The organism is Pseudoalteromonas sp. MMG005 (assembly GCF_018101015.1).
In the GTDB taxonomy this organism is placed as follows: domain Bacteria; phylum Pseudomonadota; class Gammaproteobacteria; order Enterobacterales; family Alteromonadaceae; genus Pseudoalteromonas; species Pseudoalteromonas aurantia.
On record NZ_JAGJEK010000010.1, the window covers coordinates 123,223 to 138,451 of the forward strand.

Here is a 15,229-nt window from a genome sequence, read left to right on the forward strand (position 1 = left end):
CGGTTTAAAAATACGATGGGAGTAGGAAGCGTGATAGGTAGCACGCAGAGCCGAGTTTGGTTAATAACATGATTAATGAAGAGCTAGCCTCTATAGTTACAGAGGCTTTTTGACTAAGAAAGCGATGCGCCGCTCTCATAGGATAACGTATATATTTTTTATATAGACAGCGCTACTTCCGTATGTTTTATCAATAGTGCCATTGCTTTTTGTGCTGGTAAAGGTTTTGAAACGAGATACCCCTGTCCTAATTGACAGCCTTTTCGTTTTAATAACGCCCATTGTTTTGGGTTTTCTATTCCCTCCGCGACAACATTTAACTTAAGCGATTCAGCGAGAGACAAAATAGCATCAACCAGAGGGTTTTCTTTGTTCGTCAGTTTATCTATGAAGCTTTTGTCAATTTTTAACGTATGGATAGGTAATTGGTGTAAGTACCCTAATGCAGAATAACCAGTGCCAAAGTCATCAAGATATAACTTAACGCCTAAAGGCGCTAACCCGTGAATTATTCGTGTCGCAAGTGTCAGGTTTTCGATCAGGCCCGACTCTGTGATCTCAAGACATAGAGTACCGTTAGGTAGTTGATACTTAATGTACAATGAACGCATAAAATCGACAAAATCTAAACTCGCAAAGTGGCGAGATGAGACGTTAACGGTGATTCTAATCGTAGGGTTTCCGGCACGTCGCCATTGTTGTAATTGTGCAGCAGCAACGTGCAGCAAGTGCAAATCTAAGTCGATGATTTGACCTGTATGTTCCGCTATGGGAATAAAATCGTCAGGGGAAACTAATCCGGCTTTTGGGTGGTGCCAACGAACCAGTGCTTCAAAACTAACGATATGAGGCTGATTGAGCGTAAATATAGGCTGAAAATAGAGTTCAAATTCATCATTTTTAATCCCATGCTGCAAGTCATTTTCGATATCAGCTTGACGTTTTAGCTTTTTACGCATTGCATTATTAAAATAACGAACGCGACCTCTACCAGAAGATTTAGCTTCATACATGGCGGCATCAGCTTGTTGTAGTAACCCAATGGCGCTGTCGGTTGCTTCATTGGTAAATGCAACTCCAATACTGCCAGATGCCTGTAAAATGTGACCATCAATGTGCAACGGTTTTGCAATGGCGCTGTTTATTCGCTCTAATGCAGTCTCAACTTGTTGCTTATCTTGTACATTTTCCATAAAGATGGCGAACTCATCTCCCCCTAAACGTGCAAACGTGTCTGTACGCCTAATGCTTGATTGGATAGCGTTAACGATAGCAATTAAAAAATGATCGCCAACGTCGTGACCTAATGCATCATTAATACTTTTAAATCGATCTAGGTCTAAATACAGTAGGCAGTGCAAATTTGGCTCAGAAGCTCTTTCATGAGATAAAATGGCATGTTTGATCCTTTCTAGCAGGAGATAGCGGTTTGCTAGCCCTGTGAGCTCATCATGCAAGGCTCTATGCTCTAAAGCTTGTCGAGATAATTGCCTATCAATAGCCATACTAACTTGACGGCTTATATAGGTTAGAATCGATAAGTGGTGACGATTAAAGGCTTTATTGTTTCGGTAGCTTTGTATTACTATGACACCTTGATACTGGGTATTAACCGTAAATGGCACGCCTAACCATGAACGTGGAGAGCGTCCCACCATTTTAAAGTCCCCAGAAGCAATATGCTGCTCAAACTCTTGATGGTTACACAATAATGGGCGGGCGCTATTTATAATGAAATAGGAGGCTGTATCCTTTAATTGAGCTTTTGATACTTTCTGAGATGCATTGCATTTAACTTCACTTTCAATTAAATAGCTAATTTCCAATACATCAATTTGCTTATCGTATAAAGCAATAAAAAAGTTCTCGGCCGGTAACTGGCTATTAATTATTAAATACAAATCATCATAAAATGCATCTAAATCCTCAGATTGATACGCAATATTCGCTATTTTAAGTAGTGATTTTTCTAGTTGCTGTGCCTGATTTAGCTGCTCTACAGTTTGTGTTAAATGATTAAGTGTTCTAACTTGATTTATTTTTGCACTGAGTAAGTGAGCGACAGTAGATAGGATTTGTAAATGTCCGTCAGTGAAATAGTTTTGTTCAGGGTGCTCACAGTCGATCACGCCAAGCAGTTGCTCTTCATAAATCAATGGCACACATAGCTCAGATAAAGCAGGCCTTGAGTCTGCGATATATTTGGGTTCATTAGATACATCAGCAGAAACAAATGCTTTTCTTGTTCTTGCAACGTAACCCGTGATCCCTTGTGCTATTGGAATACGTGTTTGGGTTATTTGATAGTTAGTATTTTGATGCGACAGTCCCATACTGGCAACTTCTTCTAAATATTCACTATGTTCGTCTGATAGATAAATAACGCAGTCGACAAACCCCAGTCGGCTAACTACTTGAGAAGTTACATAATCAAATAGCTCATCTAACTGTGTGATCTGCAGTAATGAAGATGAGAATTGATTTATGATGCTGAGCTGTTCGGTTTTTGATTCTAGTTTTTTGTGTGAAAGCATGCTCATAACTCATATTTGAGAGTGCGCATAATTTATCGTACTTAAGAGTGAAACAACATGTTTTTAAGTGAAAAAGTTATTTAGCCTGTAAAACTATGCAAACAGTCATCCTTCTTTAAATATAAAGCGGATGTGAAATACTTTACTAACGGCCCTTAACTGCCTATGATCGGGCAAATTCAGCAGTGGAAAAGAGCAATGACTAGCACAGTAACTACCCTCACTATTACTCGCCCAGATGATTGGCATGTACATTTACGCGATGGCGTACAGTTAAAAGATACGGTACGAGATATTAGTCGCTATATGGGGCGCGCTATTATAATGCCAAATTTGGTGCCTCCAGCAACATGCACAGAAACCGCACTCTCTTATCGAGATCGTATTTTAGCTGCTGAACCTCAAGGTGATTTTCAGCCTTTAATGGTGCTATACCTTACAGATAAAACAACACCGCAAGAGATAAAAAAAGCAAAAGCAAGTGGCCATATTGTGGCGGCTAAATTATACCCTGCAGGTGCAACGACTAATTCGGATTCAGGTGTTACAGACATTGAGAATATCTACCCAGTGCTGGAAGCAATGGAAGAAGTTGGTATGCTTTTATTAGTACATGGTGAAGTAACAGACTCATCAATTGATATTTTTGACCGTGAAAAGATCTTTATTGAAACTAAATTGTCTAAAATCGTCGATACGTTTCCAAATTTAAAAGTGGTGTTAGAGCATATTACAACTCAAGATGCTGTAGAGTTTGTTAAAGGAGCTTCGGATAATGTCGCAGCCACAATAACGGCGCACCACTTATTATATAATCGCAATCATATGCTTGCTGGTGGGATCAGACCGCATTATTATTGTTTACCAATATTAAAGCGTAACACGCACCAACAAGCGTTAATTGAAGCAGCAACAAGTGGTAGTCAAAAATTCTTTTTAGGTACAGACTCGGCACCGCATGCGAAAGATAAAAAAGAAGCGGCGTGTGGGTGTGCTGGTGCTTATACGGCTCATGCTGCTTTAGAGCTTTATGCTGAAGCGTTTGAAGCTGTTGATGCACTTGATAAATTGGAAGGCTTCGCAAGTCATTTTGGCCCGGACTTTTATGACTTACCGAGAAACACCGACACTATTACTTTAACAAGATCGCCTTGGAAAGTACCAGAAAGTTACCCGTTAGGCGGAGCTGATGTGGTTCCTATCAAAGCTGGTGATATGATTGATTGGTTAATTACTGAATAGTCATTAGTTTTTAATAGCATCGTACCCAAAAAGTGCGCTTTTTTTTTATCCTAAGTCGTTTTATTTTAGAATAAATGGGACTTGGTTTGTACAGAAAGCCAGTTTATATGTTAGGCTAGCTATGCTTTGAGTTTTTGCAATTCAATGGATGTAAAAGTTGCGGTAAAGAATAATGTACTTGTAGTTACCGGTTAGGTACTTACACTTGGTAACATTAGTATGATCTGCTGTATTTATTATTCCGATGTGTTGATAAGCAAACTCAGGGAGGAAGCCATATTGGCAAGTGTTAATTTTGATTTGATCTACAGGAATAATAGGTATGTCTACTTCTAAAACAGGTAAAGTAAAGTTTTTCAATGAATCTAAAGGTTTTGGTTTTATTGAACAAGAGAATGGTCCTGACGTGTTTGTACACTTCAGCGCTATTTCTGGTGACGGTTTCCGTACTCTGACTGATGGCCAAGCGGTATCTTTTGATGTTAAGCAAGGTAAAAAAGGTCCAGAAGCTGAAAATGTAGTTGCTGTATAAGCCTGCTTTAAATTGGAGTAACAGCCTTGTTACTCCTTTATCATTTTATTCTTTCCTAACTACTCTTATTATTATATCAAATCACTTATAATTATTTGCTTTATTATTTTTATATGTAAAAATAATAAAGAGATCAGTTAATTTTATTTCTGATTAATATATTACCGTTTGTAGGTAAATTTATATCCTTATCAATACAAGAGAACTGCCAATGCGTGAAATTAAATCTTTTATTAAGTCTGCGAGTTTTAACGAGCTAGAGAAAGCTGCTGAATTAATCAACGAAGCAATAGATAGCCAGCGTGAACAACAGCAAGTAAAAGACGAAGTATTAGCACTTATCAAGGAAAAAGGGTTAACCCTTGAAGATTTAGTCGGTGGCGTTCAATCGGACAAGCGCGCAAAAGTAAAAGCTAAATATCGTATAGAAAAAGATGGTCAAGTTTTTGAATGGACAGGCCGAGGGAAAACACCAAAAGCTTTTGCTGACGTTAACTTAGACGACTATACGATCTAATTTAGCTTAGTTATATTATTTTCTACGCTCGCTTAGCATAAGCGAGCGTTTATTTTTGTGGCATCTAAGCTGCTAGGAGGTACCATTTACACGCTTAGGCCTTACCAACAAGACGCTGTTAATAATACTATATCCCACTTTAAGAAATGTAATGATGCTGCAGTAATTGTTTTGCCTACGGGTGCGGGTAAGAGTTTAGTGATTGCGGAACTTGCACGATTAGCAAAACATAAAATTCTCGTTTTAGCCCATGTTAAAGAGCTGGTACAACAAAATGCTGAGAAATATATGAGCTTTGATCTGCAAGCGAGTATATTCTCTGCTGGACTAAAAAAGAAGTCACTTGAAAAGCAAGTTACATTTGCGAGTATTCAGTCGATTGCAAAAAACTTAGACTTATTACAAGATTTTTATTCATTGATAATTATTGATGAATGTCATCGCGTAAGTGAAAGTGATGACAGCCAATATCAACAGGTGATCCAGCAAATTAAACGCTTTAATACGGATTTAAAAGTGCTGGGGTTAACAGCAACACCATATCGCTTAGGTATAGGTTGGATATACTATCAGCATTATCACGGATTTATACGTGGTGCAAAGGACTCACCTTTTAAACGGTGTATATATGAACTACCGTTACGCTACATGATTCAAAATGGGTATTTAACACCGCCTAATGAAATTGATCCAGCATCAACAAACTATGATTTTTCAGCTTTAAATACAAATGCATTTGGTGGTTATGCTGAGTCAGATATGAATAAATTACTATCAGCTCAAACGCGTGCCACAAAAAGTATAATCGGTCATATAATTGAAAGTAGTCAAAACCGCCAAGGGGTGATGATATTCGCTGCAACGGTTATGCATGCGAAAGAAATTACAGGTTATTTACCAGAAAATAATACGAAGTTAATTATTGGTGATACAAAGAACACAGCCCGTGATGAGATAATAAAAGAATTTAAAAATAAGAAAATTAAATATCTAATCAATGTTTCTGTATTAACTACGGGTTTTGATGCGCCACATGTCGACTTAATTGCTATTTTAAGGCCAACGGAATCCGTTAGTTTATACCAGCAGATAATAGGGCGAGGGCTTAGGCTTGCAGATAATAAGCAAGATTGTATTGTATTGGATTATGCTGGAAATGATTTTAACCTTTATCACCCAGAAGTCGGCTCAAAGAGACCAAATCCAGACAGTGAGCCTGTTCAAGTTCTGTGTCCTAGTTGTGGCTTTGCGAATGTTTTTTGGGGAAAAGTGGATGACGGTGGCAAGCTGATTGAGCATTATGGGCGTCGCTGTCAGGGGCTATTGGATGATGGACAGTCACAGCAACAATGTGATTTCCGCTTTAGGTTTAAGGAGTGTGATAGCTGTGGCGCGGAGAATGATATAGCTGCGCGTCAATGTAACCAGTGTGATGCTGTAATGGCTGATCCTGATGATAAATTACGCGCTGCACTCAATTTAAAAAACGCGATGGTGCTGCGTTGTTCTGGTTTATCTGTTATTCAACTTAAAGAGCAATTGATAAAAGTCAGTTATTATGACGAGGATGGTGCTTGTTGTGATGAAGTTTATGATTTTTCTAATAAAAAAAGTCGTTATGTATTCCATCGATATTATAGTCGACGTGTTAAAGGATGTTATTCTCAGGTTAATTGGAGCTATGCAGAAGAGGTTGTGGCTGCAGGTAAAGAGTTATTAGCCCCAGACTTTGTTATTGCAAAACAGCATAAAAAATATGGCTGGCAAGTCAGTGAAAAAATCTTTGATTATGAAGGGAGCTATAGAAAAGCCGATAAATCATAGCGCATCAAATGTTATGTTGGCTGCATCCTTGCATCCAGCTATGTTTATTCTGGTGCCATAATACCCCAACCGTCACCATAACCTTCGTGGGCATTGGCGATACTTTCGATATATTGCTCTGTTTGACCTAATAATTCATGAACTGGCACCATTTTTACTGATGTCACAACTTCCCAAATACCAGTATCTGGACATTGTTGTAACTGCGTTGTGGGGCTGAGCTCATCATTGGCAATAACTTGAGCAAATTTATCAGCTTGAAGTTTTTGCTCAAATAAGATGAAAAAATCGACGTTATGAAATTGTGTTAAATCTATACCGGCTTCAGCGATTTCACTGAGCAGCTGGCCATTATCATCGTCCGGAAATTGCATGTTTTTATCCACTTTAACTAATTATCTATATTGTCGGTGATCCGTTATAAAATAAAAAGAGGGATCTGTAAATTTTCACAGAGACAATGCGATATTGTTCATAGGGGGTTGATCTATCGTATGATAGTATTACTTTTTGGTCATAACGATGGAACTACATTAAGTGTTAAAGCAGTTACTTGTTTGTTTTTTGGTGATTAATGCTTTGTGGGGGAATGCGACTAATGCGCAAAGTGGCACACAACTGCAGACTCTGAATATTAAAGGGGTTGACCAAGCTGTAGAAGAAAATGTTACGGGTTTTTTACAGCCTTTTCTAGCGCGGCCATTTGGAGTTGCAGATTATACGCTTGCGCGAAAAGAAGTTGAAACAGCGTTACAGGCGTTAGGTTACTACTTTAGTGAAATTAAGTTGCAATTGATTGATGAAAAGCAAACCTTGTTGGTGACAATAAACCTTAAAAAACGGTTGTACTGGCATGATATAGAGATAAGCATAATTGGGGACGATGCTGAGCGAGACCCTGTTATTCAAAAGCTAGTCTCAACGGTTCCTTTGAAAAATGGCGCTGCTGTAAGGCACGATGAATACCAGCAAACCAAAGCGCAGCTAGAAAGCACATTGTTACAACGTGGCTATTTTGATTTTAAATGGGCTCAAAGCCGATTGCAAATAGATAAAGCGCGTAGACAAGCGAACGTGATTTTACATATCAATACAGGGATTCGATATCGCTTTGGTGATATTAAGGTGAGCGGTGCACCTAAAGCGGAACAATATATTCGTAATTTATCACCTTTTAAGCGCAATTCAGAATATCGTACTCACTTGTTGTCAGATTTCAACTTATCACTGAATGCAACACCGTACTTTTCGTCGGTCAAAGTTTATCCTTTATTAAAAAGTCGTCACAACGGATTAGTACCGATACGTATTGATGTGCACGAAAAACCGGGAAATAGCTTTGAAGTAGGTGGAGGTTATAGTACTGACTTAGGCGCGAGAGCAAGGTTTAAGTGGTCTAAGCCTTGGATCAGTGAAGATGGTCATTTCGTAGAGAGTAACTTATCATTATCTCAGCAATTACAAGATATTACAGCTAGTTATACTATTCCAGTGGACAACCCAAATGATGACATTTGGCGGGTTTTAGGTGGTTATCAGCGTCAAGATGAAATTAACGATAAAGTAGAAACGACTATTTGGAATATTCAGCTTCAGCGTCAATGGTTAACTGAACATGGGTGGGTGCGCACTGCTTTTATCAAGCGAGAGCATGAAACGACTAAACAACAAAACACCGAGCTGCTCGAAACTGAAATGCTTATTCCAGGGGTGAGTTATGCTAAGAAACAATCTCAGGGTGGAGCGTTACCATACTGGGGTAATGAGCAATTATTTTCTATTGAGGTTGCCAGCGATTCAGTCATTTCATCTACTTCATTACTTAAGTTAAATTGGAACAATGCGTGGCTACGAAATTATGATACAAAGCATCTATTTTATGGTCGCATTGATGTGGGTGGAATTTTGGTTGATGACATCAAAGCAGTTCCGTTTAATATGCGATATTTTGCAGGTGGAGACCAGAGTGTACGTGGCTTTGCATATCAAAGTATCGGCCCAAGAGAAGATGACGGTACCCTGATTGGTGGCAAGTATAGGGTAACCACGACAGCAGAATACAATTATCAGTTTTTGCCTAATTGGCGCACCGCAATATTTGTAGATGCTGGTGCTGTCGCAAATGGCCCTTTAAAAAAATGGTCTGTTGGTGCCGGTTTTGGTCTGCGGTATCTAACACCCGTAGGGCCGATCAGATTAGACCATGCTTGGGGATTGAGTAAAGATAGTAAAAGCACCCGCTTGAGTATAGTAATAGGCCCAGAAATTTAATGTTGAATAAATTTAAAAAATACCGTTTTTCGTATACGTGCGCAGTACTCATCGTAATTGTCGTCAGTATTTTCTTTACTGTACCAGGTAACCACTTGTTATTGGCGAGTGTAAGCAAATTAGTGCCGGGGCTTGAAGTGAGTGTTGTCAATAGACGCATATTCTCTGGTGGTGATATTAATATAGATTATCAAACACAGCAGTTTGATTTTGAAGGCAAGAATGTAAACATAGAATTGTCATGGTTTAGTTGCGCAACGGTCTGTGTGTCTGTTGTAGCACAACAACTGGATATGACGTTACATAACCAGAAACTGAGTGGCACTGAAAATAAATCGACGCGGGAGTCCATAAACGTTGAAGCGAGGGAGCAAATTTCGGCACCTGTTGATATCGTATTAGAATTGCTTTCAATTAAAAAATTATCAGTCACAACGCCAGAAGCAAAGGTGCTGTTAACAGATACCCATCTTGTCGCGGATTGGATTAATAATACCCTGAAAGTACATGTTTTGCATTTGAATAATGTTTCGGCAATATTACCTGAGCAGTCAGCGCCAAGAGATGAGACGAAAATGACGGCTTTGCCTGTGTTTAAAGTATTTGAACTATTTATACCAATGGCGGTTAAGATCACACAACTTAACATCGATAATGTGGTGATAGAGAAAAGCAGTCAGCAACATGTTCTTTCTGATATTGCGTTATCGGCCAAATTGCACGGCACAGCAGTACTGTTACGTGATATGACCTTGGCTTATCAGCAGTTCGTTTTACGCTCAAATATCAACTTGGATACAGAAGAACAGTGGAACATTAGTAGCTTTACCACGTTAACATCCCCACATGGTTTGTTGTCTCTTCAAACTGACGGGAGTTTGAACGACTTGAATATAGGGGTGACAACTCAAGGAGGAGTCGCCAGTAAAGTAAATAGCCAAGTTGACATGACGACATTAAATTGGCCATTTAAAATTAATGGGGTGATTGAGCAACAAAGCGATTTCATAACACCGTTAGAATTAGTTGGAGATGTGTCTGCTGGCCGTATTTATTTAGCTGGCACTGGGAATGCACAGCAATATGTTATCGACTTAAATGGTAAAGCCAGTGCATCTCTACTGGGGAGCATTGAAAGTAAGGTCCAGCTAACAGGGTCTATGGGTCATATCGATATCTCAGAAGCTCAATTGCAGATAGAGCAGGCGCAAGCTAATGTGAGCGCAAAAGTTCAATGGCACAATGAGCTGATGATTGATATCCGGGGGAGCCTTAAGGCGTTGCCGTTAGGGGTGTTTATTGATGATATAAATACACAGTTGAGCGGTGAGTTTAAAACCCAAATTATGCAAAAAAATAACGCTTGGGAGCTGTTTGTACAGCAGCTATCTCTCACAGGTATCGTTCAGGAAAAAGCGCTTAAAGCGGATATTAAGTTAAAAATTAATGAGCATGGTTATGGTTCTATTGATGAACTTTCTTTACGTTATGGAAAAAGTGTATTCAATTTACAAGGGACATTGGCAGAACAGGTTGAATTAGATGGGCTGTTTAATCTTGACCATACACGCGATAAGCTCTTGCCAGTAGACGCTGTAATGCACGGCACATTACGAGTGCTAGGTACACATAAAAGCCCACATATTTTTTTGAACAGTGATGCTACGCGGATAAGTCATCAGCAATTTGAATTGAATAATGCCAATATATTCGGTGAAATCAACTTGGCTCAACAATGGCAAGGTGCGATAAAGGTGAGTGTGGCAGAGCTTGTTACCGAGCAAGAAAAATTTGATAATATTGCGCTAACTGTTGATGGAAATAGGCAAAAGCATACGCTAACAGTGCACTCTCAAGGGTCTATTCAGACCGATATCGAGCTCAATGGCTCATTGAAAAATGCGCGTTGGGAAGCTGAACTTGCTACCGCCGAGTTAAACTATCAAGGGCTCCCTATTATGTTGGCGGAGCCGACGGGTATTGTTTTATCGACAGAAGCGAGCTTCGTCATGCCACACTGTTGGGTTATTAAGCAAAGCAAAGTATGCATGCAGGCTAAACAAGAAGGTCATGGTAATAGAAGTGGGCGAGCAGCTTTGTCATTTTCGCAATTTCAATTAGCAGATCTTAATTCACTGGTCGGTGAATGGGCTTTAACTGGACAGGCAAACGGCATGCTTGAGGTGAACTGGCAAGCTGATGAATTACACCGAGCAGATGGCAAGTTAGCAGTTAAAAATATGCAGCTAATAACACCTAGCGGAGAGTATCATACTCAGCTTCCTATTGAATTGCTGCATGCATCTTTGCATAGTGACAAGCACCAGGTCGCGCTAGATTGGCACATTGATTCTTCATTGTTTGGCCAACTACTTGGCGATATTACGATGGCGACGACGGACCGAAGTTCGACTCGTGCAAAATTAAAAATTAAAGAATTACAGCTTACACCATTCACGCCATTACTGAGTCAAATAATGATGCAACCGGTTTCACTCTCAGGGGCTATGACGGGAAATGTCACGTTGTTAGGTAGTTTAGATAACCCAAAAATGGGAGGAGAAATACGGTTATCGGAATTTGAAATGGCCAGTCCAATGAGTCCCGTCGCATTGCATCAATCTAGTTTAGTCATTTCTTTAGCAGAGCATCAAGCTAATTTAGCAGGGCAACTAAATGCAGTGCATGGTGGTCACTTAGATATTTCAGGAAATCTAGAATGGTACGAAGCATTTGCCGCAGATATTAGTGCAACAGGTAAAGAATTTTTAATTTCACCTCAACCGGGTATTGAGGTGAGCTTATCCCCATTGCTGAATGTTAATTTTGCGAATCGCAAAGCACATGTGAAAGGTGAGCTCGTTTTACCTTATGGTCGAGTTGAGGTTGCACAACTACCAAAAGGCGTGATCAAAACATCCGAAGACCAATATATTGTGGGGGATCAACGTGAACAAGAAAATTTGGTTCCATTCGATTACGATTTAGATGTTACAGTGAAAGTACTTGATGATTTTCGAGTTGTCGCACTTGGCCTTGATAGCTATATTTCCGGTGAGATTATGCTGACAAAAGAACCTGCTAGCCCCTTGTTAGCAACTGGGGAAATGGAATTGCAAGAAGGCAAATACCGAGCATTTGGACAGGACCTACTCATTGAAACAGGACAAATCGGATTTAATGGTGCACTGGATAAACCTTATTTAAATATTAGCGCTATTCGTAACCCTGAAGTGACGGCAGATAGGGTAAAAGCGGGTGTAGAGCTCACAGGGAATATTAACAACCCCACATTAACAATTTTTTCTGAGCCATCGATGGATCAAGCAAAAGCGTTAGAGTACTTATTAAATGGAGAGCCGTTAGGGTCTGGCGAGAGCAGTAATAGTGCCATGTTGACGCAGTTTTTATTGTCGAAAAGTATAGATCGAAGTGAAGGTTTTGTGGCAAAAACAGGTAAGAAGCTCGGGTTTGAAGATGTTAGCCTAACAGCAAAAGGCAGTGGGGATGATACTCAGGTTGAAGTTTCTGGGTATATCGCTCCCAATGTGCAAGTGAGTTATCGCGTTGGTGTTTTTGACTCTTTAAGTGAAATAGCGGTGCGTTATCGTGTGTTTTCTAAAATGTATATTGAGGCAACGAGTGGTTTATACGATAGTATAGACTTGCTGTATAAATTTGATAGAGGTGAGTAATGCGGTTTGTATTAGTAGTAATGGCATTATTTTTATCTATTGGCCTTGCGCATGCGAAGACCACAGTGCGAATTACAGTCGGGGCTGATCCATATATCCAAGCATTATTGAAACTGGCCTTATCTTATGATGAGGAGGGTGTGCAATTAGAGTTTGTGAATGATATTCCCACCCAAAAACGGGCAATAAGGTTACTTGGTAAAGACAATGGTATTGATGTATTTTGGTCTGTGACCTCTTCAAAGAGGGAAAAACTCGCTCGAGCGATTCGAATACCCTTAGTGAAAGGGGTGTTGGGTTACCGATTAGGCTTGATCCGAAAGTCAGATGTAGCACGGATGAAAAAACTAAACACCATTGGCGATTTTTATGGACTCCATTTTGGGTTGCGGGATGATTGGCCAGATTTGGATATTTTTAGGAAAAATAATTTAAAAGTAGTCTCATATCCAAGAGAGGGAAATGCGTATGAAATGCTGCGCTCTGGACGATTTGATGTTTTGCCAATGGATGTATTGAACGGTGTGTATTTAGACACAGAATCAGGAATTCAGATTGACCCCTATCATATTTATTATTATCCATCAGCCGTATACTTTTTTGTTGCTAAAACAGATACTGAATTGCATCAAAAACTGAAGATGGGTTTGCAAGCAGCACAAGCTGATGGGCAATTTGATATTTTGTTCAATCGTTATTTTGCCGAGCAGCTTCAAGATGCTAATTTTTCTTCTCGCAAACAGATCGATCTTATTAATCCATTGCTCCCACCAAGTGCGCCTTTAAGTAACCCCATCTATTGGTATAAAAATAATAAAGGAAGTTAAGTGATATGTTGTCTATAAAAAAGGACTGTATTGCGTTCATTACTCTCTCTATGAGTATGATTGCGACTATGAGTAACGCATCGACTATTGTACAGCGTGCGCCTCATGAGATTGTCGAGAATGCACCTTCTGACGCATGGCGTACTGTAGAGAGTGAGAATATCATCAAGTTTGAACTGGCAACAGGTGCTGTGTATATTGAACTCAATACTCAGCTTGCACCTGTGCATGTACTGAATATGAAAAAACTGGTTCGAGAGCAGTTTTATGACGGCTTGAACATCTACCGCTTTGTGGAAGGGTTTGTCGCACAAGGAGGAGATCAAAAAGGCACAAAGCGATTGAAGTTTGCCGAAAAGTCATTGCCTGCGGAGTTTTATTTAACAAGCCAAGCTAGATTACCCATTACTTCACTAAGAATGATAGATGGTTATGCACCAGTTACTGGCTTTTTAAATGGCTTTGCAGTAGCTCAGTCCGCTGACGGAAAACACACTTGGCAAACGCACTGCACAGGCGTTTTTGCTATGGCTCGTGATAATGATGTGGATAGTGGCGGTACAGAGTTTTATATAACTTTGGCTCCGACACGTTATTTAGATCGTAATATTTCGGTATTCGGTCGGGTGCTTGATGGCATGGAGCATGTTTATCGATTAATGCGAAATCCCGCAGTGGGGCAGGCATTTAATTTAATTACTAAAGCGAGAGTATTAAGCGATATTCAAAGTGAAGACACCTCAAAATTCAGAGTGTTTAATACTGAGCATATTGAATTTAACGCATTGATTGAAGCTAGAAAAAGCCGCCCTGAAACATGGTTTATTGAGCGGCCAAATTATGCCGATGTGTGCTCTATCAGTGTACCAATTGAAAAAATTACTGGCGGTTAGTTCTAATATTATACGGCGTTTCGTTTTGTTCACTGGAGCGGAAAGGGTTGATATCTAACCCACCGCGACGAGTATAACGCGCATAAACAGCAAGCTTTTCAAAGTTAAATGTACGCTGGAGTTCACAATAAATGCGCTCTACACATTGCTCGTGAAACTCGTTGTGGCTCCTAAAAGAGATTAGATAGCGTAATAATGATTCATGACATAAAGCTACGCCCGTGTATTCAATAATAATGGAGGCCCAGTCAGGTTGCGAGGTAATTAAGCAGTTCGATTTTAATAAATGACTATGTAATGTTTCTGAAATGATGTCATTTGATGCGCGTTTAAGTAAACCAGAAAGAGGGCTATAATGTGTGACCTCGATGTCTAAGCTGTCAATACACAGTCCGGGCATTGGTGTAAAAGGTATGCAAGCGTGCTCATCGGCGGTATATAGCATAACCTGTACGTCAGAGTTTGTGACGATTGATAAGTCTTTTTCTAATGTTTCAGATACCGTTTTATGATCTACAAATTTAGATTGATTAAAGCTATTTAAATATAGCTTAAAAGATTTAGATTCAACAATGTGACTGCTTTGGCAGGGAAATGTAAACGTTGCGACGGCAACTTGTGGCTTCCCTTTTTCATTGAGCCATGAGAGTTCATATCCAGTCCAAGTATCTTCACCGAAAAATGGTAGAGCGGCTTCGTCAACTGAGATTTGATCTCTATTTAACTTGCGTGCAATAGGGTGGAGCAAACTTGGGTCATATTGCTGTGCATAATTTGTTGTTTTACCTAATACAGAGGCTTTTAGTTCTGGGGCATTGGCGTAATCTGTCATGTTTCACCATTTGTGGTTACAATGAGGCTCATTATAACCTATCGAATAATAGTTGGCAGTAA

11 protein-coding genes are annotated in these 15,229 nt (G+C 39.6%); 8 read left to right on the plus strand and 3 right to left on the minus strand.

Annotated features, from left to right (window positions below):
• Window positions 1–158: 158 nt before the first annotated feature.
• Window positions 159–2,534 (minus strand): EAL domain-containing protein, encoded by a 2,376-nt coding sequence (locus J8M01_RS09635; protein ID WP_210996079.1) that lies wholly within the window; start codon window positions 2,532–2,534, stop codon window positions 159–161.
• 198 nt (window positions 2,535–2,732) lie between these two features.
• Between J8M01_RS09635 and pyrC the strand changes: the two genes are divergently transcribed.
• The 4 genes from pyrC to J8M01_RS09655 all read left to right on the plus strand — a co-directional run bounded on the left by pyrC (window position 2,733) and on the right by J8M01_RS09655 (window position 6,649).
• Complete coding sequence (pyrC, locus tag J8M01_RS09640) at window positions 2,733–3,776, plus strand: dihydroorotase (protein ID WP_192506697.1); 1,044 nt, start codon at window positions 2,733–2,735, stop codon at window positions 3,774–3,776.
• Between the two features lie 322 nt (window positions 3,777–4,098).
• Entirely contained in the window at window positions 4,099–4,308 is a 210-nt protein-coding gene (locus J8M01_RS09645; protein ID WP_010362305.1) for a cold-shock protein, read from the plus strand.
• 211 nt (window positions 4,309–4,519) lie between these two features.
• A complete protein-coding gene (locus J8M01_RS09650) occupies window positions 4,520–4,825 on the plus strand; it encodes an H-NS histone family protein (protein ID WP_192506698.1) in 306 nt (101 codons plus the stop codon).
• Window positions 4,826–4,882: 57 nt separating this feature from the next.
• Window positions 4,883–6,649 (plus strand): DEAD/DEAH box helicase, encoded by a 1,767-nt coding sequence (locus J8M01_RS09655; protein WP_348772736.1) that lies wholly within the window; start codon window positions 4,883–4,885, stop codon window positions 6,647–6,649.
• A gap of 44 nt (window positions 6,650–6,693) precedes the next feature.
• Here J8M01_RS09655 and J8M01_RS09660 read toward each other — a convergent pair whose 3' ends face one another.
• On the minus strand, window positions 6,694–7,023 hold the full coding sequence (locus tag J8M01_RS09660; RefSeq protein WP_192506699.1) for a ribonuclease E inhibitor RraB: 330 nt from the start codon (window positions 7,021–7,023) through the stop codon (window positions 6,694–6,696).
• Between the two features lie 163 nt (window positions 7,024–7,186).
• Between J8M01_RS09660 and J8M01_RS09665 the strand changes: the two genes are divergently transcribed.
• From J8M01_RS09665 to J8M01_RS09680, 4 genes are read left to right on the plus strand one after another with little or no spacing between them, the layout of a single operon-like run.
• Entirely contained in the window at window positions 7,187–8,920 is a 1,734-nt protein-coding gene (locus tag J8M01_RS09665) for an autotransporter assembly complex family protein (protein ID WP_211057837.1), read from the plus strand.
• Window positions 8,920–12,615: a translocation/assembly module TamB domain-containing protein gene (locus tag J8M01_RS09670; RefSeq protein WP_211057838.1), complete on the plus strand. Its 3,696-nt coding sequence runs from the start codon at window positions 8,920–8,922 to the stop codon at window positions 12,613–12,615. Before J8M01_RS09665 ends, J8M01_RS09670 begins: the two co-directional genes overlap by 1 nt.
• Entirely contained in the window at window positions 12,615–13,442 is an 828-nt protein-coding gene (locus J8M01_RS09675) for a transporter substrate-binding domain-containing protein (protein WP_211057839.1), read from the plus strand. The genes J8M01_RS09670 and J8M01_RS09675 overlap by 1 nt, the downstream gene beginning before the upstream one ends.
• 5 nt (window positions 13,443–13,447) lie before the next feature.
• A complete protein-coding gene (locus tag J8M01_RS09680; protein WP_211057840.1) occupies window positions 13,448–14,335 on the plus strand; it encodes a peptidylprolyl isomerase in 888 nt (295 codons plus the stop codon).
• Here the strand turns inward: J8M01_RS09680 and queF are convergent.
• Window positions 14,322–15,167 carry an NADPH-dependent 7-cyano-7-deazaguanine reductase QueF gene (gene queF / locus J8M01_RS09685; protein ID WP_192506704.1) on the minus strand — a complete coding sequence of 282 codons (846 nt, stop codon included), beginning with the start codon at window positions 15,165–15,167 and terminating at the stop codon, window positions 14,322–14,324. The genes J8M01_RS09680 and queF overlap by 14 nt on opposite strands.
• Window positions 15,168–15,229: the final 62 nt, after the last annotated feature.